Consider the following 19,421-nt stretch of genomic DNA (forward strand, 5'->3'; position numbering starts at 1 on the left):
CTATCGCAATTGACGCCCCGCCCGTTGCCCCTTATGTGAGAAAGCGACGGTTCCTGCAGCCGAAAGGCGAAGGGATTAATAGGGAACATGGTGCGGGCGATCTTTTTCGCCCAATGCCGTGGCTGCCCCCGCAACTGTAAGCGGATTGTCGTTCATCCCCGTGACGCTTCAAGGCGTCATGCCACTGTGTTCTGAGGAATGCGGGAAGGCAGATGAGTGACGCAAATCCGTGAGCCAGGAGACCTGCCGTCAAAATATGAACCATCGTTACGGGCGGGGAAGCCCGGAGGAGGAGATTGTAATGTTATTTCATAACATTTGGTTTGCGTCCCGTCGTCGTTCTCCGTACAAGACGTCCCGCTGTTGCTGCGCGTTCTGACGCCTGCTGCTCTGGAATAAGTTACTTTCGACTGGAGAACACATGTTTCATTCTAGACGCCTGCCGGTCCATGCCGGCTTTCTGGCCGCCGCGTTTGCGGTTTTGCCTCTTGCCAACGCTAACGCTGCCGAAACCACTTACCCCCTGACGATCAACAGCTGCGGTCAGGAGATCACCTTCAAGCAGGCTCCCGCCCGCGCCGTATCCGTCGGCCAGAGCACGACCGAGGTTCTTTACCTGCTCGGCGTTGCCGACAAGGTCGTCGGCACCGCGCTGTGGATCGGCCCGGTTCTGAAGGGTTACGAAGAGGCCAATGCCAAGGTCGAGCGACTGGCCGATAATGATCCAAGCTTCGAGGCGGTTGTCGGCAAGAGGCCAGACCTCGTAACAACGCAGTTCCAATGGCAGATCGGCCCTGAAGGCGTCGTCGGAACGCCGGCGCAATTCGCCGAACTCGGCATTCCCGTCTATACCTCGCCTGCCGATTGCGTCGGCAAGGATAATTCCGGCGGTGGCGACGGCGTGCGCAACACCGGCTTCACCATGGATCTGATCTATCAGGAAATCCGCGATCTCGCCAAAATCTTCAACGTGCAGGATCGCGGCGAGGAAGTCGTTGCCGACCTGAAGAAGCGTGAGGAAGCCGCCCGCGCCAAGATCGCCTCGGCCAATGGCAAGCTTTCCGCCGTCTTCTGGTTCTCCAGCGCCGAGCTGGATATCGACCCCTATGTGGCCGGCCGTAACGGCGCGCCCGGTTACATCATGTCCGCACTGGGCTTGAAGAATGTCATCGAAAGCGATGAGGAATGGCCGACCGTCGGTTGGGAAACCATCGCCAAGGCAAATCCGTCCGTCATCGTCGCCGGCAAGATGGACCGCCGCCGCTTCCCGGCTGACGATGTCGCTGTCAAGCTGAAGTTCCTCGCCACCGATCCCGTGGCCAGCATCATGCCCGCTGTCAAGGAAGGTCATGTATTCGAAATGGATGCGCAGGCGATGAACCCGACCATTCGCACCATTGAAGGCATCGAAACGCTGGCTGAAGCGATTTCGGCTGCCGGCCTCGCCAAGTGAACGGTCTTTCCGTCCATTTCGGCAGGGCGGGGCTGGCTTTCGCCGCGCTCGCCCTGCTGCTCGTCGCGCTGATGGCCGGGGCGGCCATCGGCGAGACCGCCATTCCTTTTGACGTCGTGGCGAAAACCATCGCCAACCGTGTCTTCCATGCCGGTTATCCGCTGGAGCCGCTGGATGAGGGCATCGTCTGGAGTTACCGTCTCAGCCGCGCCGTCGTTGCCGCCTGCTGCGGGGCTTCGCTGGCGCTCGCCGGGGCGGTGCTGCAATCGCTTCTGCGCAACCCGCTTGCCGATCCCTATATTCTCGGCATTTCCGCCGGCGCCTCCACCGGCGCCGTCGCTGTCGCGCTTCTGGGTTTCGGGGCAGGGTTCCTGACGATGCCGGCCGGCGCGCTCATCGGTGCTTTTGTGGCCTTTTCTCTGGTCAGCCTTCTCGCCGTGCGGGCGGGACATGGCAACAGCGCCATCATTCTGGCGGGGGTGGCCGGTTCGCAGCTGTTTAACGCCATGACCTCTTTCATCGTCACCAAATCCGCCAACGCGGAACAGGCGCGCGGCATCATGTTCTGGCTGCTCGGCAACCTCTCGGGCGTGCGCTGGCCGGATGTCTGGCTGGCGCTGCCGGTCAGCCTTGCGGGGCTGGCGGTGTGTCTCTGGTATGCCCGTGCGCTGGATGCCTTTGCCTTCGGCGGTCAGGCCGCCGCTTCACTCGGCATTCCCGTGCGTTGGGTCTATGCGGTGCTGATCTCGGTTTCCGCAATCATGACGGCGGCGATGGTGTCGCTGGTCGGCTCAATCGGTTTTGTCGGGCTCGTCATTCCGCATGCCGCGCGCATCTTCGTCGGCGTTCGCCATGGCATTTTGCTGCCGGTAACGGCACTGACCGGCGCGGTTTTCATGATCGTCGCGGATATTCTCTCTCGCATCGTCATTCCGGGGCAGGTGCTGCCCATCGGTGTCATCACCGCGCTTGTCGGCGCGCCCGCCTTCGCCTTCATCCTGGGGCAGAAAAGAGGGCGGTCATGAAGTTATCCGCCCACGACCTGCATTTCCATGCCGGCACTATCGATATCGTGCGCGGCGTTTCGCTCAATGTCGGTTCCGGGGAGTTTCTGGGCATCATCGGCCCGAATGGTTCCGGCAAGAGCACGCTGCTTTCCATGCTGGCGGGAATTCGCAAGCCTCGCCGGGGGCACGTTACGCTTGGCGATGAGCCGCTTGCCTCGCTGGGACGCCGCGACCTTGCCCGCCGGCTCGCCTTCGTGGAGCAACAGGCCGAAACCACCGAGCGCATCACCGCACGGCAGGCCGTGGAGCTTGGACGCACGCCCTATCTCGGACCGCTTTCCGCCTGGTCGCAGAATGATGACGCCATTGTTGATGCGGCACTTGCCAATGTCGACATGGCCGACAAGGCTGAGCGCAACTGGCATCATCTTTCCGGCGGCGAACGCCAACGCCTGCACATTGCCCGCGCATTGACGCAGGAGCCGCATATCCTGCTGCTGGACGAACCGACCAATCACCTCGACATAGGCCACCAGATCGGCCTGCTCGATCTGGTGCGCCGGCAGGGACTGACCGTGGTTGCGGCGCTGCACGATCTCAATCACGCCGCCATGTTCTGCGATCGCGTCGCAATCATGCATCGGGGCGAGATGATCGCGGCAGGCCCGCCGCGGGACGTTCTGACACCGGCGACAATAGCCGAGGTTTTCGGAGTGGAATGCGTCGTCACCACGGATGAGGGCGGCTTTTCCCATATTCGTTTTCTGCCGGCCCATGGGCGGGCCGAGCACCCAAGGAAAGTATTGGCACGATGATGACATTGACGACACTTGCAAGCGCCGCTGCAAAGACCAGACTGTTTTACGCCGCTGCCGCAATTGCCGTGACGGTCATGGGCTTTCCGCTTCAGGCTGTCGCCGAGACTTTCGAGGTGAAAATGCTGAACCGGGGCGAAAAGGGACCTATGGTATTCGAGCCCGATTTTCTCGAAATCGCGCCCGGCGACCGCGTGCGTTTTGTGCCCACCCACAAGAGCCACAATGCCGCGACCATTGACGGCATGGTTCCGGACGGTGTCGAAGGGTTCAAAAGCCGGATCAATGACGAGTTCGAGACCGGGTTCGAAAAACCGGGCTTTTACGGGATCAAATGCTCGCCGCATTACGGCATGGGCATGGTCATGCTGATCAAGGTGGGCAACGCGACCCTGCCGCAGAGCTACAGGACGGTGGACGTGCCGGGTCGCGCCAAACCACGGTTCGACGATCTTTTCGAGCAGGCGGAAAAATAGAACGATGTCGGAGGCTGAGCTGCGGCGGTTGATGCCGCCTCAGCTTTTGCCAGTAACATCCGGCTTCACCGCACATACCGCATAACGATGCTGCAGTCCGCGCAGGATGCCTTTCAGCAGGCTGAAGTTCTTCGCCTGGGCGCGGTGAATGGCCTGAAGCTCCTGATCGATCGAGACGGGTTCGAAACCGGTCGTGCGCAAGAGCGCCGCGACATCGCCGGCCCTTGCGCCGTTCGAAAAATAGACCCGTGAGAGGATGCTGTTGAAGGTGTTTTCCGGGTCCGCCGGCTTGTGCGGCTGGTCCGGTTTGACGAGGCCGATATTTTCGAGGCTGGCCGCCAGCTTCTTCACCAGTTTTTCGCGCCAGCCGGTATTCACGAAATCGCCGTCAACGATCAGAAGCCGCCCGCCGGGTTTCAAGACACGGAACCATTCGGCAAAACTTGCCTGCGGGTCCACCAGCGTCCAGACCAGATGGCGGGTGATGATGACGTCGGCGCTTTCATCCGGCTCCATGGTGTTTTCGGCATCACCGACGAAAAAGCGGATGTTGCGCCCGCGGCTTTTCGCCTTTTCCCGGGCAAGCGCCAGCATCGTTTCCGACCAGTCCATGCCGGTGACCTGAAAACCGAGATCGTCCATGAGGTGGGAGATGACGCCGGTGCCGCTGGCGAGATCAAGCGCCTTGCGGCCCTCTCCGTGGCCCAGATGTTTCAGGATAAGCGCGTGCCAGGCTTCACGCTCGTCTTCGGAGAAAATTTCATGCCCGGGCGAAAGGTCGAAAGTCGCGGCGCGGCCGGACCAATAGGATTTGATTTCGTCTCTCAGACTGTCGTTTTTGCCATATTGGATAGTATCGATCATCGGTGTTCAGCTCATGTACCGGTCAGTTAAGAATGGCTCTAAAACATAAATGTTGACTAGTACAGTCAGAAAATAATACAGCCGCGCCAGTCAACACTGGAGAGCAATATCCGATGCGCATCTCAGCCAAATCTGCGGCACTTGCCCTTGGCCTTCTCGTATCCGCCGCATGGCCGGCATTTGCCGAAAAGGTCACCGTCAAGGATGTGACCGGCCGCGATGTCGAGGTCAATGTGCCTGTATCGCACGTCATCCTCGGCGAAGGTCGCCAGATTTATTTCCTGGCTGCGCTCGACAAGGAAAACCCTTTCCAGCATGTCGTTGGTTGGCGCGACGACCTGGCGAAAGCCGATCCGGAAACCTACGCCGCCTATCTCGCCAAATATCCCGAGATTGCCAAGCTGCCGACTTTCGGCGGCATGAAGGACGGCACGTTCGATATCGAGCAGGCCGTTTCGCTGAAGCCTGACGTGATCCTGATGAATATCGACGCCAAGACGGCGACCGAAGAAGCGGGTTACATCGAAAAGCTCGCCAAGGTCGGCATTCCGCTGGTTTACGTCGATTTCCGCGAAAAGCCGATGGAAAATACCGAGCCGAGCATGCGCCTCATGGGCCAGCTGACCGGCAAGGAAAAGATCGCCGAGGACTTCATCAAGTTCCGCGCCGACTCCATCGCCAAGGTCACCGATACGCTTGAAAAAGCCAATCCGAAGAAGCCTGTCGTGTTCATGGAGCGCGCCGGCGGTTACTCCGACGATTGCTGCATGTCTTTCGGCAACGAGAATTTCGGCAAGATGGTGGAGCTTGCCGGCGGCATCAACATGGCCAAGGACATCATTCCCGGCACCTTCGGCAACGTCAATCCGGAACAGATCATCGCCTCCAACCCGGAGCAGGTCATCATCACCGGCGGTAACTGGAACGGTTATGTTCCGGGCGGCAACTGGGTCGGCGTCGGTTATGGCGCGGATCTGAAGGAAGCCCATCGCAAGCTTGAAAACCTGACCAAGCGTCCGGCTTTCACCGGCGTGCAGGCGGTGAAGGACGGCAATGTCCACGCCATCTGGCATCAGTTCTACAATAATCCCTATCAGTTCGTGGCCATTCAGGAGATCGCCAAGTGGCTGCATCCCGACCTCTTCAAGGATATGGACCCTGAGGCGACCTTCAAGGAGCTGCATGCCCGCTTCCTGCCGCTCGACTACAAGCCCGGTTACTTCGTGTCGCTGAAGGACGCCAAATAATACAGGGACGGTGAAGGGGAGCGCCGTCCGACCGATGGGTAAAGCCGCAGCCATGCGGCTTTATCGCTTTGTTTTGGAACTCAATGAGGACTTCTCATGCGGCTCAACGCTCTCAGGCATCTTGCGGTGCTGGCCTTCTCCCTTCTCGCCATGACGGCTCATGCCGGGGAAATCACCGATGTCACCGGGCGCAAGGTTGAGATGGACCTGCCGGCCAAGCGCGTTATCGTTGGTGAGGCCCGTCAGGTGCACGTCATCGCGGCGCTCAAGGGCGAGCAGACCTTTGACGCCATTGTCGGCTGGCGTGACGATCTTCTCAAGAAGGATCCCGACAGTTATGCCGCTTATGTCGAGCGTTTTCCGCAGATCGAGAAACTGCCGCGTTTCGGTTATGTGCCGCAGGGCGATTTCAGCCTGGAAACCGCCATCACCCTTTCGCCGGATGTGATCACCCTCAACCTGGAAGCGGAGAAGTCCGCGAAGGAAAGCGGTTTCGAAGAAAAGGCCGCCGCTGCCGGTATCAAGATCATCTATCTCGATTTCCGCATCGATCCTGAAAAGAACAGCGAGGCCTCGGTCGAGATTCTCGGCAAGCTGTTTGGCGCTGAAGAGCGCGCCAGGGAATTCATCGCCTATCGCCGTGCTGAAATCGCCCGCGTGACCGACCGGCTCGCCAGCGTCAAGGACCTGAAGCGCCCGAACGTCTTCATCGAACGCGCGCCCGGCATTTCCGGCGAAAACAATTGCTGCCGCACTTTCGGGCCAGTCAATTTCGGTGCGATGGTCGATCTTGCCGGCGGTCACAATATTGCCGACGGCATCATCAAGACGACGTTCGGCGATCTCAATCCCGAGCAACTCGTGATTGCCGATCCGGACCACGTCATCGTCACTGGCTCCAACTGGGCGGCCGAATCCGACATCAACCAGTTCGTTCCTGTCGGACGCGGCGCGGATATGGCCCTTTCCCGCGAGAGGCTCGCCAACCTGATGAAGCGCACGCCGTTTCCTGAACTGAAGGCCGTGAAGGAAGGCAATGTCCACGCCGTCTGGCACCAGTTCTATGGCGCACCTTACGAGTTCTTCCCGATCCAGCAATTCGCTAAGTGGTTTCATCCCGATCTCTTCGCCGATCTCGATCCGGAAAAGAATTTTGAGGAGTTCCACCGCAAATTCCTTCCCGTCACCTACAAGCCGGGCTATTTCGCCTCGCTGGAAAAAGGTTTGAACCAATGAGTTCGCTGAATGAAAGCGCGGTTGGCATCAGTGGGCGCGATCAATATCGCGCCCTTGCCGCGCGCAGGATCATCATCCTCTTCGGGCTATTTATCGCCCTGTGTTTCAGCATGGCTGCCGACATGGCGCTCGGCCCGGCGCGCTACACGCTTTCCGAGGTCCTGGCGACGATTGCCGATCCGGCCGCCGTCGGAAACCAGCTCCGGGTGGTGATCTGGGATATCCGCATGCCGATCGCACTGATGGCAGTCACTGTCGGCGCGTCGCTTTCGGTTGCGGGCGCACAGATGCAGACCATCCTGTCTAACCCGCTCGCCAGCCCCTTCACGCTCGGCATTTCCGCCGCGGCAAGCTTCGGTGCGGCGCTGGCGCTGGTCGGCGGCGTGGCGATCTTTCCGGGCGCGGTGCATTACATGGTGCCGATCAATGCCTTCATCATGGCGATGGTCGCGGCCCTCTTCATCCATTTCGCCTCGACGCTTCGCGGGGTGACGGTTGAAACCATCGTGCTGCTCGGCATCGCGCTGGTGTTCACTTTCAATGCGGCGCTGTCACTGCTTGAATATCTGGCGTCTGAACAGGCGCTTGCCGCCGTGGTTTTCTGGACCATGGGCAGCCTGACCAAGGCGACCTGGGACAAGGTCTATATCACGGCCGCCATCCTCCTCGTCACCGTGCCGATGTTCATGCGCAATGCCTGGGCGCTGACGGCGCTGAGGCTGGGCGATGACAAGGCGGCCAGCATGGGCATCAATGTCCGGCGGCTGCGGTTGACGACCATGCTGACGGTCAGCCTTCTGGCGGCCATTCCGGTTTCTTTTGTCGGCACCATCGGTTTCGTCGGGCTGGTCGGTCCGCACATCGCCCGCATGGTTGTTGGCGAAGACCAGCGTTTCTTCCTGCCCGGTTCGGTGATCTGCGGCGCGCTGCTTCTGTCGGCAACCTCGGTCATCAGCAAGATCCTCATTCCCGGCGCCATCCTGCCGATCGGTGTCATCACCGCGCTTGTCGGCGTACCCTTCTTCTTCGCGCTTATTTTCGGCAACAGGAGACGCGCATGGTAGCGCTCGCACTGAAAGATGTCGGCGCCGCCTATGGGCGCATCACTGTACTCTCCAAGGTCGGCATCGATACGCTGGAAAGCGGTAGTGTTACGGCCGTAATCGGCCCGAATGCCGCCGGCAAGTCCACGCTTTTCAAACGCATCGCCAGCCTGATTTCCGGTCCCGGTCTGGTCGAGCTCTCGGACACGGCGCGTGGCAACCGCGCCATCTGCTATATGCCGCAGGATACCGGTGCGAACGCCGTGCTGACTGTCTATGAATCCGTGCTTCTTTCCGCCAAGCAGGGCGGCGGCTGGCGGGTTCACGATGACGAACTGTTCGAGATCGACGCCATTCTCAAGGCGCTGAAAATTCACGATCTGGCTTTCCGCGGTCTCGGCGAGCTATCCGGCGGCCAGCGGCAGCTTGTTTCGCTGGCGCAGGCGCTGGCCCGCAAGCCGGAGGTGCTGTTGATGGATGAGCCGACCTCCGCGCTCGATCTCCATCGGCAGATCGAAGTTCTGGGCTTCGTTACCGATCTTGCGCAGAAGACCGGCATGATCGTGCTGATTGCCCTGCATGACCTCAACCACGCGCTTCGCTATTGCGAAAATACGATGGTGATCGCGCGCGGTGAAATGGTGGTGAGCGGCAGTACGGAAGCGGTGATAACCCCTGAAATGCTGCGCGATATCTATCGCATCGATGCCCGTATCGAGCCCTGCTCGCAGGGCAGACCCATGGTCATCGTCGACGGGGCCATCTGACAGATCAAGATCCGGCCGTATGAGCGGCCGGGTCCGCTTACCGCAGACCGCACAAATTCTTGAAGATATTAGTCATGAAATATCTGTTCGAGCCATGGTTTGGATGCTAGAGCTTTGAACGGCAAAACTGCGCGGCCATTCGGGGGACGGCAGGTTTCGTCGATCCCCTCAAATTTCTCTCGGTTGAGACATGGGCATACGGGAAGATGACAAGCGTTATAACGCTTACGTCGCGCATAGGGTCGACCTGATCAAATATGCCACCCTCATTCTGGGGTCGCGGGCGGATGCGGAGGACGTGGTTCAGGAAGCATTCCTGAAATTCGTTCCCGAGGCGTCCGGCAATCCTTCCAATCTCAAATCCTATCTCTTCCGCATCGTTCGCAATCTTGCGCTCGACAATATCAGGCGCAGCCGCCAGGATCTCAGGGAGCGGCCTGACGATACGCCGTTCTGGGGCATGCCGCAGGACAGTGGTACGCCGGAGGAACATGCGCTTTTTTGCGACGAAGTCCGGCAGGTGCGGACTATTTTGGCCAGCCTGCCGGTTCAGGCGCGGGTGGCATTGGAAATGCACAGATTCGGTGGTTACAATATGGAAGAGATTGCGCGTCACCTTGGCGTGTCCGTGGCCAGCGCACACCGTCTGATCAAGGGCGGCATTGCCGCGATCACCAGAGAAATGAAGTAAATAGTCCTGATTGTCCCGCCCAGTGAAAAAAAACTCTTCGTCAAACGTCTTTATAACAATGCAGAAGACGACGCTCCTGCTGCGCGCCCCAAAGGAACTGGCCCGGTTCAATGACCACTGATCCAGAGAAAAAGATTGAACTGCCGGCCGGGAAGGCGGAAGAGGCGGCCGACTGGCTGCTGCGTTTGCAGTCGGGCTCAGCCGAACCGCGGCTGAAGACGGACTTTGAAAAATGGCTGGCGGCTGCGCCGGCAAACCGTCTCGCCTGGGAACGAACATGCAAGACGTGGCGGAACCTCGGTCTGGTAGAGCCGGAATTCAAGAGCCTCTGGGAAGATGCGCCGCATCTGCCGGGTGAGTCCGCGATAAAGCCGCAGCGGCGGCGTTGGTCCGGGCGGCATTATGCCGGCGTGGCCGCAGCGGCGGCGTCGCTCTGTCTTGTAGTGCTGTTCGTTCCAGCATTTTTCCTTCGCCTTGAGGCTGATTATCAGACCACCACCGCAGAAAACCGCACCATAACGCTGGAAGACGGCAGCAAAGTGCAGCTCGCGGCGGCGAGCGCGCTTTCAACGGATTTCACGGATGGCCATCGCAATGTGACGGTGCTGAAGGGGGAAGCTTTTTTCGATGTCGTGCCGGACAAAACCCGTCCCTTCGTCGTGAAGGCAAAAAACCTGACCGTTCAGGTGCTGGGCACGGCTTTTGACGTCGACCTGACGGATGGAGTGACGCAGGTGGCGCTTGTGCATGGTTCCGTGGAAGCGTCCTTCCGCAATGCGCCGTCAACGCGGCTTGTGCCGGGCGAGATGTTGATCGTCGACGCTTCCGGCGCAATCCGCAAAGAGAGTGTTTCCGTCGAGGATATTGGCGGCTGGCGCAACGGTGAACTCTACGTGGTCGACGCGACGATAGGTTCGGTCGTGGAGCAGATCCAGCGTTACCATCAGGCATGGCTGACGATGGCCGACAAGCGGCTGGCCGAACAGAGGGTGACAGGTTTTTACGATCTGCGCGACCCGGATCGCGCGCTGGAGGCGCTGGTGGAACCCTATAAGGGCAAGGTGCATGCGATTGGCGGCAGCGCACGCATCATCACCCGTTTCTGAATCACTCCGAAACAAAAAATAATATTTATTTTCAGTAGTTTATAAAATTTCTCCTGAAAGCCTGAAAAAAATCGACGAGGCAATCGTCTTTTTGTTGAGTAATCCGGTCAAGATATATCCGGAGCGAAAGACAGGAAGACAAAAGCAATATGCGCCTCCAGACATGCAAGATCGGTTCACAGCGAAAAGCGGCAAAGCGGGCGCGCAGGGGCGTGCTGCTGGCGACAACGGCGATCGCCGTTTCATTCGCCGCGCCTATTTTTGCCCAGACCGGTACTGACATCGCAAATTCTCAGCGCCCCGCTGGTGAGCAGGGGGCAACGCGGCCATTCAATATTCCCGCCCAGTCACTATCCTCCGTCGTGGGCGCTTTCGGGCGTCAATCCGGCCTTCAGGTCACACTTGCCACGCCGTCTGCCGGCAATGTGCGCACCAATGCCGTCACCGGCAGTTTCACGGTACGGGATGCGCTGTCGCGGTTGCTGGCGGGAACGGGGGTCAATTTCCGCATCACCGGAAATGGCAGAACCGTGATCATCGGCACGGGACAATCGACTGTCGATCTCTCGGGGACGGAGGGTACGACGGTTCTCGAAACCATCACCGTGACCGGTAAAACCGGTCGCAATTCCATTGCCGGCTCTGGTTATCAGGGCACGCCCGACTGGGTTTACGAAACGCCTGCCAGCGTCAGCGTCGTTGGCCGTGAGGCGATCCAGTCGGCCGGCGTGCGCAACACGCGTGATGTTTTCAACCGGGTTTCGGGCGTTTATGCGGGCGAAGGCAACGGCAGCTTCCCAACCGTTTCGCCCAATGTGCGTGGTTTGCAGGAAAGCGGCCGCGTGGTCGTCTCCATCGATGGCGCGCGGCAGAACGCGCAGCGTGGCGCGGCTTTCGGCGGCGCGACGAGCTACACCGCAAGCGCCGGGCAGGGTTATGTCGATGTCGCCTTCATCCGGGCCGTCGAGATCGAAAAAATAACCAATGCACGGTCGGGTAACGCCGGGTCTCTGGGCGGCAAGGTCGAGTTCCGTACCGTCAGCGCCGATGATCTGATTGCCGCAGGTGAGAACAAGGGCGGGGAAGTGAATGTTTCCCGCGGCACCAACGGCTATGATTTTCAGGGCTCGGTTCTCGGCGCCGTCCGCTCGCCGGACGCTCCTCTCTCCTTCGTAGCCGGCTACAGCCGCACGATCATGGATGAATACAAGATCGGAACAAAAGGCGAGGCCCGAAGCACCGCGCTGACGATGAAAGACCTGCTGGGCCGCGATGGCTGGTCGACCTTTTTCAAGGGTGAAGGCGACTTCGGCGACGTGAAGGCGTCGCTATCGTGGATGCATCAGGAGAATGATTTCGTTCAGGGCGCTTCCACGGTGATCGACCGGGAAAGCGTGCGAAACGACAGCGTCGTGGCGAAGCTGGACTGGGACCCGGAGAGCGAGCTCATCGACTTCAAATCGTCGCTGTGGCTGAACGATAATATGACGCATGAATTGCGGGCGGCGCGTACTTATGCGGTAGAGACGAATCTCGACATGGGCCTGCGCAGCTTCGGCGGCAGTCTGGAAAATACCAGTCGCTTTGACACGGTGGCGGGCGCGCTCACCCTGAATTATGGAGCGGAAGCCTTCCGCGATATTGCCACATCCGTTGCGACAAGCGCCAAAATCGCGGAAAATCCCTCGTTCGCCAGCAGCTACACGTCATTCAGCCCGGCCGGGCGGCGCGATGTCGCCAGCCTGTTTTTGAACGGTGAACTGGAGCCGGCCGATTGGATCACTTTGAGTGGCGGCGTACGTTACGACTGGTCGCGTCTTAAGGGATCGGCGACGTATTATAGCGTTAAGGACACAACGGTAACGACGAGTGTGCCCTGCGATCTGGTGAAAAATCATTATACGCCTCTGGACTATTTCAATCAGGTCTTTCGTCCCGCCAATCCTCCGTCGTGGGCCTCGCGATATAACGTTTTTCTCGCTAGCGTCTGGCCGCGCACGTCAGCCAACTGCATGCCCGGAACAGGTATAACCACCAATACACCCGTCACAGAATATCCCGCGCACAATGTCGATATCGATTGCACCTACAGCGCCTGGCTGCCCTCCGCCACAATCGAACTGAAGCCCGTCGACTGGTTCCGCCCCTATGTGAGCTATTCCCAGAGCCTGCGTCCGCCGACAATTCTCGAGGCATTTTTTGCCGGTGCGCGTCCGGGCGATAGCGCCGGATACGAATATGCTCCGAATCAGGCCCTGCGCGCCGAAAAAGCGACGACCTATGAAATCGGTGCGAATATGAGCTTCGATGGCGTGCTGCTGGACGACGATTCCATCCGCATCAAAATGGCCGCCTTTCGCCGAGAGGTGAAGGACTACATCGCTCTCGGTTATCTCGTCACGGATCAGGTCCTCGACCGCACCTATACCAGCTTCGTCAATCTTGATGACACGACCTATATGCGCGGGCTTGAATTCGAGGGCAATTATGATGCCCGCAGTTTCTGGCTCGGCGGCTCGGCGACGTTTCTGAAGACGGAATGGCCTGAAAAGACACAGGTCTTTTCCAACAGCACGACCACGACAACGGGCGAAATCGTCGCCTGGCCGGGCGACGTCGCGCCCAAGGTGAAGCTGACGCTCGATGGCGGCATGCGTTTCTTTGATGAGAAATTCTCGCTGGGCGCAAGGCTCAACCACGTCACGCCGACGCAGTCGCGCACGCTCGATACGGAGGGCAATCTGCGTGAGGTGACCGATCCCTACACGACGGTGGATCTCTACGGTTCCTATGCCTTCAACGACAAGGCCACGCTTCGCTTCGCCGTCAACAACCTGACGGACCGCAAATATATCCCGGCAGCCAGCGCCTACACGGCGCCGGGCCGCACCTTTATCGCGACGATGAATGTGAAGTTCTGAAACGCGGAAGAAATTCTCCGGGCTGGGTTGCAGCCCGTCCCGGAGATGAAACGCCTTCGCCACAGGACGAAGGTACCTCTATTGGCCAGCAAAGGAGTACACCTATGGCTACCACAATTCAACTGACGCAGTCTTCCTCCGACCTCATCGGTTACCTCAACGGTTGGACGAGCGGTTTCGGTTCGACCTATGGTGCGTTCTACGACGCTCAGACCAGCTCTCTCGCCACCACCACCATCGATCCGAACACGACCTATGAGGCGTGGGGCGATGGCAGCTCCGGCGGCAAGGGCATCGTCATGAGCGGCGCTCTGCAGTACTCCCAGGGCAACCTGACGGGTTCGGTCGACAGCATCGTTCTCGGCACCGGCTACAGCCAGTCCACGAGCGGCATCGCCGTCAACCAGCAGGAACTGCTGATCGATCCAGACAGCGCCTACTCGCTCGCCGGTGCTCGCGATCTTCTCGATCTCGCGGTTTACCAGCTTGCCCGCTTCGGTTCGCTGGCCGGCTTCTATGATTATTTTGCCGCTACCGGCACGGTGATCGAGGACACGGCTGCCTCCAACACCCTGACCGGCTTTGCCGGTGCGGATACTTTCGTATTCTCTGGCGGTAATGATGTCGTGCAGGCTGGCCCGGCCGGAACCTACGGCTATCAGGATGGCACGGATACGCTCGATGTTTCCGCCTGGGGCGCAACTTCGGTGGACGATTTGTTGTGGTATAATGATAACGGAAATGCCGTTATCCTTTCTGCAGCAGACACTTCCGTCTCCATCACGCTGAATGGCGTCGATGCAAATGTACTCGACGCATCGGACTTCATTTTCGCCAGCGCAACGGCGCTTGCCGCGTAAAGGAAAAACAGGCTGTGGGCTTTCAAAACCACCAGCAGACGCCGCCGCAGTCCCTCACTGCGGCGGTTGTTTCGCCCCTTAAAAGCACGTTTCTCGGCGTCGCGCTCGTCAGCGGCGTGGTCAATATACTCGCGCTCACGTCGCCGCTCTTCATGCTGCAGGTTTATGACCGGGTGCTGGCAAGCGGCAGCCTGCCGACACTGGTCGGGCTCGCTCTTCTCGCGCTTGGCCTTTACGGCTTTCAATGCCTGCTTGATATCATCCGCGCGCGCGTCCTGATCCGTATCGGCGAAGACTTCGACATGCGCCACTCCGGCAAGGTGCATGATGCGGTAGTGCGCCTGCCGCTCGTCAACCGCATGCCGGGCGATGGTCTGCAGCCGTTGCGCGATCTCGATAATGTGCGCGGTTTTCTGTCCGGCACGGGGCCGACTGCGTTTTTTGATCTGCCGTGGATGCCGCTTTATCTCGGCATATGTTTTCTGTTTCATTTCTGGATCGGCGTCACGGCCCTTGCCGGCGCGATATTGCTCGTCTCCCTTACGATCCTCACCAATATCTTCTCGCAGAAGCCGATCCGCGACACCATGGTGGAAAACATGGCCCGCAACCGGCAGCTGGAGGCCTCGCGCCGCAATGCCGAAGTCGTGCAGGCCATGGGGCTGGGTGGCCGGCTTGGCAAACGCTGGCGGAATTCCAACGAGGCCTATCTCGCCGCCAATCGCAAGGCAGGCGACGTGGCCGGCGGTCTCGGTAATATTGCAAAATCCCTGCGCGTGGTGCTGCAATCGGCCATTCTTGCGGTTGGGGCATGGCTTGTCATCAACCAGGAAGCCTCCGGCGGCGTGATGATCGCCAGTTCGATCATGATGGGTCGGGCCTTGGCGCCCGTTGATCTTGCCATTTCCAACTGGAAGTCCTTCGTGGCCGCCCGCCAGAGCTGGGCGCGCCTGAGGGAGCTTTTCGCGCAGATGCCGGCCAATGCCGCCGCCATGGCGCTGCCGAAGCCTGAAAAGGAATTGCGGGTCGAAAACGTCACCGTCGTTCCGCCGGGAGAGAGAAAGCCGACGGTCACCGGTCTCGGTTTTATCGTGAGCGCTGGAAACGCACTCGGCGTCATCGGCCCCTCCGGCTCGGGTAAATCCACCCTCTCGCGCATTCTCACCGGCGCCTGGATGCCGGCTGCCGGCAAGGTGCGACTGGACGGCGCAAGTTTCGATCAGTGGGACCGGGAAGCGCTCGGCCGTCATATCGGTTATCTGCCGCAGGGCGTGGAGCTGTTCGACGGCACGATCGGTGAAAATATCTCCCGTTTCGAGGATGATCCCGATCCTGACGCCATCATTGCGGCGGCCAGGGCTGCCGGCGCGCATGAGCTGATCCTGCGTTTCGAAAAGGGATATGACAGCGATATCGGCGAGGCGGGTTCGGCGCTTTCCGCTGGGCAGCGCCAGCGCATCGGTCTTGCCCGGGCTCTTTATGGCGATCCCTTCATCGTCGTGCTGGACGAACCCAACGCCAATCTCGACGCGGAAGGCGAAGCCGCCGTGGTGAAGGCGATTTCTTCGGTTAAGGCGCGGGGCGGTATTGCCGTCGTCGTCGCCCACCGGCCGAGCGCCATCGGTGCTGTCGATTTCATTCTGATGATGGAAGAGGGACGGATGAAGGCCTTTGGCCCGCGCGACGAGGTGTTGTCGAAAGTGCTGCGCGCTCCGCCGGCGCAGGCGGCCAAGGGATTTACCGCATCCGCTCAGACAATCTCGCCGCTGCGCGTTGTTGCCAATGCCCAGCCCCAGGTTGCTGTGTTGGAAGAGGTCCGTGAAGAGAACAGCCAGGAAGGAGATGCGGATGTCAAACATTGATCAGCGCAGCCAGGTGTCCCGCTCCATCCGCAAACATCTTCTTGCCGGTCTTGCCACCGGCGTCGTGCTGCTTGGCGGTGTCGGCGGATGGGCCGCGACGACCAATCTTGCCGGCGCGGTGGTTGCCTCGGGCCATCTGGTGGTGGATTCCTATACGAAGAAGGTGCAGCACCCGAGCGGCGGTGTCGTCGGTGAAATTCTGGTGGACGAGGGCGACAGGGTGAAGGCCGGCGATGTGGTCATGCGCCTCGATGCGACCCAGACCCGCGCCAATCTCGCCATCGTCACCAAACGTCTGGATGAGTTGAATGCGAGGATGGCAAGGCTGGAGGCCGAGCGTGACGATCTGCCGGAACTCGTCTTTCCGCAGACTCTCATCGTGCGAAAGGACGATCCCGATGTCGCCTCCGCCATGCGTAGCGAGACCAAGTTGTTCGAATTCCGCAAATCTTACCGCGAAGGGCGCAAAGCGCAGCTTTCCGAACGCATCACCCAGTTCGAACATGAGATTGAAGGGCTGAAGGCGCAGGAAGTCGCCTATGATAACGGCCTTGCCGTGCTGGAGGCGGAAATCACCTCGCAGAAATCCCTGCGCGAACAGGGTGTTGTGTCCGTGCAGCGGCTGAACAGCCTGCAGACACAGGCCGCGACATTCGGCGGCGAGCGCGGCGAAAAAATCGCCTATCAGGCGCAGACGGCGGGCCGCATCACCGAAACCAGGCTGCAAATCCTGCAGATCGATCAGGAGCTGCGCACCGAGGTCGGTCGGGAATTACGCGAGATACAGGCCCAGATGGGGGAATTCGTCGAGCGCAAGGTCGCCGCCGAAGACCAGCTGAAGCGCATCGATATCGTCGCGCCGCAATCCGGCATGGTGCATGAAATGGCCATACATACCGTGGGCGGCGTGGTGACGCCGGCGGATCCGATCATGCTCATCGTCCCTGACGGCGATGAGCTGGCGCTGGAGGTGCAGATCGTGCCGAAGGATATTGATCAGCTGCAGGTGGGGCAAAAGGCGATGCTGCGCATGACCGCCTTCAACCAGCGGGTCACGCCGGAACTGGAAGGCCATGTCAGCCGCGTTGCGGCTGATATCACCACCGATCAGCGCAGCGGCCTCTCCTATTATCTGGCCCGGATTTCCGTGCCGGTCTCCGAGCGGCAGAAGCTGAACAAGGCGCCGCTGGTGCCGGGGATGCCGGCTGAGGCCTTCATTCAGACCAGCGAAAGAACGGCGCTGTCCTATATCGCCAAGCCGCTGACGGACCAGATCAGCCGCGCCTTCCGGGAGGAGTAGGAATCCGAGCCGACTTCCGGGCGTTATCCGCCTTCGCCAAAACGGAAGCCGGCGAACCCTTTCGTCTGCGTCGGGATCGCCCAGACGCCACCCGAAAATGGCGCTTTCGCAAGCCGGTCTTCGGACATGTTGTGGCGATGCGATGTCAGGAATAGGATATTGAAATCGGCCCCTCCGAAGCAGGGCATGGTGGGGTGCGGGACAGGAGCGTTGATCACATCCGCCAGCTTGCCGTCGGATGTGAAAACGTTGAGCAAGCCCGCTGACACGCCCGCGCTGTAATAGTTGCCGCTGCTATCAAGACAGCCGCCATCGGGTCTTCCTGTCTCTTCCGTCATCTGGGCCACCAGCACGCCCTCATCGAACCTGCCGTTGCTGCTGTCGAATTTTCGCCGGCGTATCCATTTCTGGACGGAATCGCTTTGCCACATGATCGATCCGTCCTGGGAGAAGGCGAGCCCGTTGGGGCATGTCAGCCCGGTCTGCATGCGCTCGGCGTTCTTTTCGGTGATCCGCCAAAGTTCGCCATATGGCCGCATGTCCGGGAGCGGCACATTGTGCATGGTTCCCACCCAGAAAGCGCCGTCGGGGTCGATCCGTCCGTCGTTCAGCCGGCAGGGGATGCCGTCCGGTGCCGGAATGGAATGGAGGAGACGCGTTTTTCCGCTTTCCGGGTCGAGGATGATAATATCCATGCCGCAGGCGACGATGAGATTGCCGTTCTGACAAAGCCCGAGGCTCGATACCGTGTGGGGAAAAGACCATTCGCGATAGAGACCCGGCTCAAGCGCTGCAGACCGCACCGTCCTGCCGAGGATGTCGCACCAGAAAAGCACCTGTCGCCGCTCGTCCCAAACAGGGGATTCCGCAAGTGTGCTCATCGTGCCGCAAAGAAGTTTCGCCTGCGACATGGCAAGCGTTTGTCCGGGATTTGCCGTATTCATGGTGCTCGAACCGTTGAAAAAGATGCCGCAGAATTATTCGAAATAGTCCTGATGGTTCTCGAAAACCTGCGAAAGAATGCCGAGGACACGCCTTAAGTGCTTGCGCAAATCGTCGGCCGCACGGGCTTCGTCCCCCGCCTTGATCGCGTCGTAAACCGCCTCATGTTCGGAGAGCAGGCGTGCCATATGCGCCTCGTCGGTGATGGCGAGGGCGCGCAGGCGATCCAGCCCCGCCTTTTCGCGGATCAACAGCGTTTCCAGTCTCTCGAGACCCGTTGCAGCGGCAAGCGCGCTGTGGAACTGGTCGTCATGCACGCGGAAAGCCTTTCTGTCTCCGCGGCGCATGGCCTCGCGCTGGCCGTTCAGGGTGTGTTCGATCTCCAGTTCGGCCTCTGCCGTCAGGCCGATCTGGCAAAGCCTGCTAACCGCTGCAACCTCCAGAGCCTCGCGGATGAATTGCGCGCTGCGGATGTTCTTTTCCGATAATCGCGAAACATAGGTCCCGCGGCTTGGCAGGGTGACGATCAGGCCGTCATCCCGCAGGCGGCTCAGCGCTTCGCGCACCGGCGTCCGGCTGGAACTGAAGGATTGACCGATTTCGTTTTCCGAAACCGCCTGGCCGGGAAAAAGCTCCCGCGAAAGGATGGCCGATTTCAGCGCGGAATAGATCTGGTCAACGACCGGACGGTGAAGGTCCAGTCGTTCCATCGTCGGCACGGTGCCGCCTGTTACGGGAATTTTCGGCATTTACCCCTCCAGCGTTTTCATAACCGGTATACCGGAACACAAGTGTGTTGACAACCGGAATACCGGTATGCCAATGATTGCG

General features: G+C 59.9%; 17 protein-coding genes and 1 riboswitch. Of the genes, 14 read left to right on the forward strand and 3 right to left on the reverse strand.

Features of this window, described 5'->3' with window-relative positions; all coding sequences use genetic code 11:
- Positions 1-30: 30 nt before the first annotated feature.
- Positions 31-266, forward strand: a riboswitch (cobalamin riboswitch).
- Positions 267-421: 155 nt separating this feature from the next.
- The 4 genes from CFB10_RS05605 to CFB10_RS05620 are packed head-to-tail and all read left to right on the forward strand — an operon-like array spanning position 422 to position 3,751.
- On the forward strand, positions 422-1,453 hold the full coding sequence (locus CFB10_RS05605; protein ID WP_020011967.1) for an ABC transporter substrate-binding protein: 1,032 nt from the start codon (positions 422-424) through the stop codon (positions 1,451-1,453).
- Positions 1,450-2,478, forward strand: a complete 1,029-nt coding sequence (locus tag CFB10_RS05610; RefSeq protein ID WP_020011966.1) for an iron ABC transporter permease — start codon at positions 1,450-1,452, stop codon at positions 2,476-2,478. Before CFB10_RS05605 ends, CFB10_RS05610 begins: the two co-directional genes overlap by 4 nt.
- Positions 2,475-3,275, forward strand: a complete 801-nt coding sequence (locus CFB10_RS05615; protein ID WP_020011965.1) for an ABC transporter ATP-binding protein — start codon at positions 2,475-2,477, stop codon at positions 3,273-3,275. Before CFB10_RS05610 ends, CFB10_RS05615 begins: the two co-directional genes overlap by 4 nt.
- A complete protein-coding gene (locus tag CFB10_RS05620; RefSeq protein ID WP_020011964.1) occupies positions 3,272-3,751 on the forward strand; it encodes a pseudoazurin in 480 nt (159 codons plus the stop codon). The genes CFB10_RS05615 and CFB10_RS05620 overlap by 4 nt, the downstream gene beginning before the upstream one ends.
- Positions 3,752-3,790: 39 nt before the next feature.
- On the opposite strand, the gene CFB10_RS05625 is transcribed toward CFB10_RS05620, so the two are convergent.
- On the reverse strand, positions 3,791-4,615 hold the full coding sequence (locus tag CFB10_RS05625; RefSeq protein ID WP_020011963.1) for a class I SAM-dependent methyltransferase: 825 nt from the start codon (positions 4,613-4,615) through the stop codon (positions 3,791-3,793).
- Positions 4,616-4,728: 113 nt separating this feature from the next.
- Here CFB10_RS05625 and CFB10_RS05630 point away from each other — a divergent pair, with 113 nt between their 5' ends.
- The 10 genes from CFB10_RS05630 (at position 4,729) to CFB10_RS05675 (ending at position 17,648) form a co-directional block, all read left to right on the forward strand.
- Positions 4,729-5,862, forward strand: a complete 1,134-nt coding sequence (locus CFB10_RS05630) for an ABC transporter substrate-binding protein (RefSeq protein ID WP_020011962.1) — start codon at positions 4,729-4,731, stop codon at positions 5,860-5,862.
- Between the two features lie 96 nt (positions 5,863-5,958).
- Positions 5,959-7,098, forward strand: a complete 1,140-nt coding sequence (locus CFB10_RS05635; RefSeq protein ID WP_020011961.1) for an ABC transporter substrate-binding protein — start codon at positions 5,959-5,961, stop codon at positions 7,096-7,098.
- Positions 7,095-8,162, forward strand: a complete 1,068-nt coding sequence (locus tag CFB10_RS05640) for an iron ABC transporter permease (protein WP_003506805.1) — start codon at positions 7,095-7,097, stop codon at positions 8,160-8,162. The genes CFB10_RS05635 and CFB10_RS05640 overlap by 4 nt, the downstream gene beginning before the upstream one ends.
- The gene (locus CFB10_RS05645; RefSeq protein ID WP_020011960.1) at positions 8,156-8,908 is read left to right on the forward strand and encodes an ABC transporter ATP-binding protein; all 753 of its coding nucleotides are present in this window, start codon (positions 8,156-8,158) and stop codon (positions 8,906-8,908) included. The genes CFB10_RS05640 and CFB10_RS05645 overlap by 7 nt, the downstream gene beginning before the upstream one ends.
- A gap of 190 nt (positions 8,909-9,098) precedes the next feature.
- Positions 9,099-9,599: an RNA polymerase sigma factor gene (locus CFB10_RS05650; RefSeq protein ID WP_020011959.1), complete on the forward strand. Its 501-nt coding sequence runs from the start codon at positions 9,099-9,101 to the stop codon at positions 9,597-9,599.
- Positions 9,600-9,709: 110 nt separating this feature from the next.
- The gene (locus CFB10_RS05655; protein ID WP_020011958.1) at positions 9,710-10,705 is read left to right on the forward strand and encodes a FecR family protein; all 996 of its coding nucleotides are present in this window, start codon (positions 9,710-9,712) and stop codon (positions 10,703-10,705) included.
- 149 nt (positions 10,706-10,854) lie between these two features.
- Positions 10,855-13,626, forward strand: coding sequence for a TonB-dependent receptor (locus tag CFB10_RS05660; protein ID WP_020011957.1), 2,772 nt, complete (start codon positions 10,855-10,857; stop codon positions 13,624-13,626).
- Between the two features lie 104 nt (positions 13,627-13,730).
- Positions 13,731-14,486, forward strand: coding sequence for a hypothetical protein (locus CFB10_RS05665; RefSeq protein WP_020011956.1), 756 nt, complete (start codon positions 13,731-13,733; stop codon positions 14,484-14,486).
- A gap of 14 nt (positions 14,487-14,500) precedes the next feature.
- Entirely contained in the window at positions 14,501-16,348 is a 1,848-nt protein-coding gene (locus CFB10_RS05670) for a type I secretion system permease/ATPase (protein ID WP_020011955.1), read from the forward strand.
- Positions 16,335-17,648, forward strand: a complete 1,314-nt coding sequence (locus CFB10_RS05675; RefSeq protein ID WP_020011954.1) for an HlyD family type I secretion periplasmic adaptor subunit — start codon at positions 16,335-16,337, stop codon at positions 17,646-17,648. The genes CFB10_RS05670 and CFB10_RS05675 overlap by 14 nt, the downstream gene beginning before the upstream one ends.
- A 23-nt stretch (positions 17,649-17,671) precedes the next feature.
- Here the strand turns inward: CFB10_RS05675 and CFB10_RS05680 are convergent, their stop codons facing one another.
- Positions 17,672-18,592 (reverse strand): SMP-30/gluconolactonase/LRE family protein, encoded by a 921-nt coding sequence (locus tag CFB10_RS05680; protein ID WP_020011953.1) that lies wholly within the window; start codon positions 18,590-18,592, stop codon positions 17,672-17,674.
- A 33-nt stretch (positions 18,593-18,625) separates the two neighbouring features.
- Positions 18,626-19,339: a GntR family transcriptional regulator gene (locus CFB10_RS05685; protein WP_020011952.1), complete on the reverse strand. Its 714-nt coding sequence runs from the start codon at positions 19,337-19,339 to the stop codon at positions 18,626-18,628.
- Positions 19,340-19,421: the final 82 nt, after the last annotated feature.

Origin of the sequence: Agrobacterium sp. 719_389, assembly GCF_900188475.1 — a bacterium.
Classification (GTDB): Bacteria; Pseudomonadota; Alphaproteobacteria; order Rhizobiales; family Rhizobiaceae; genus Agrobacterium; species Agrobacterium radiobacter.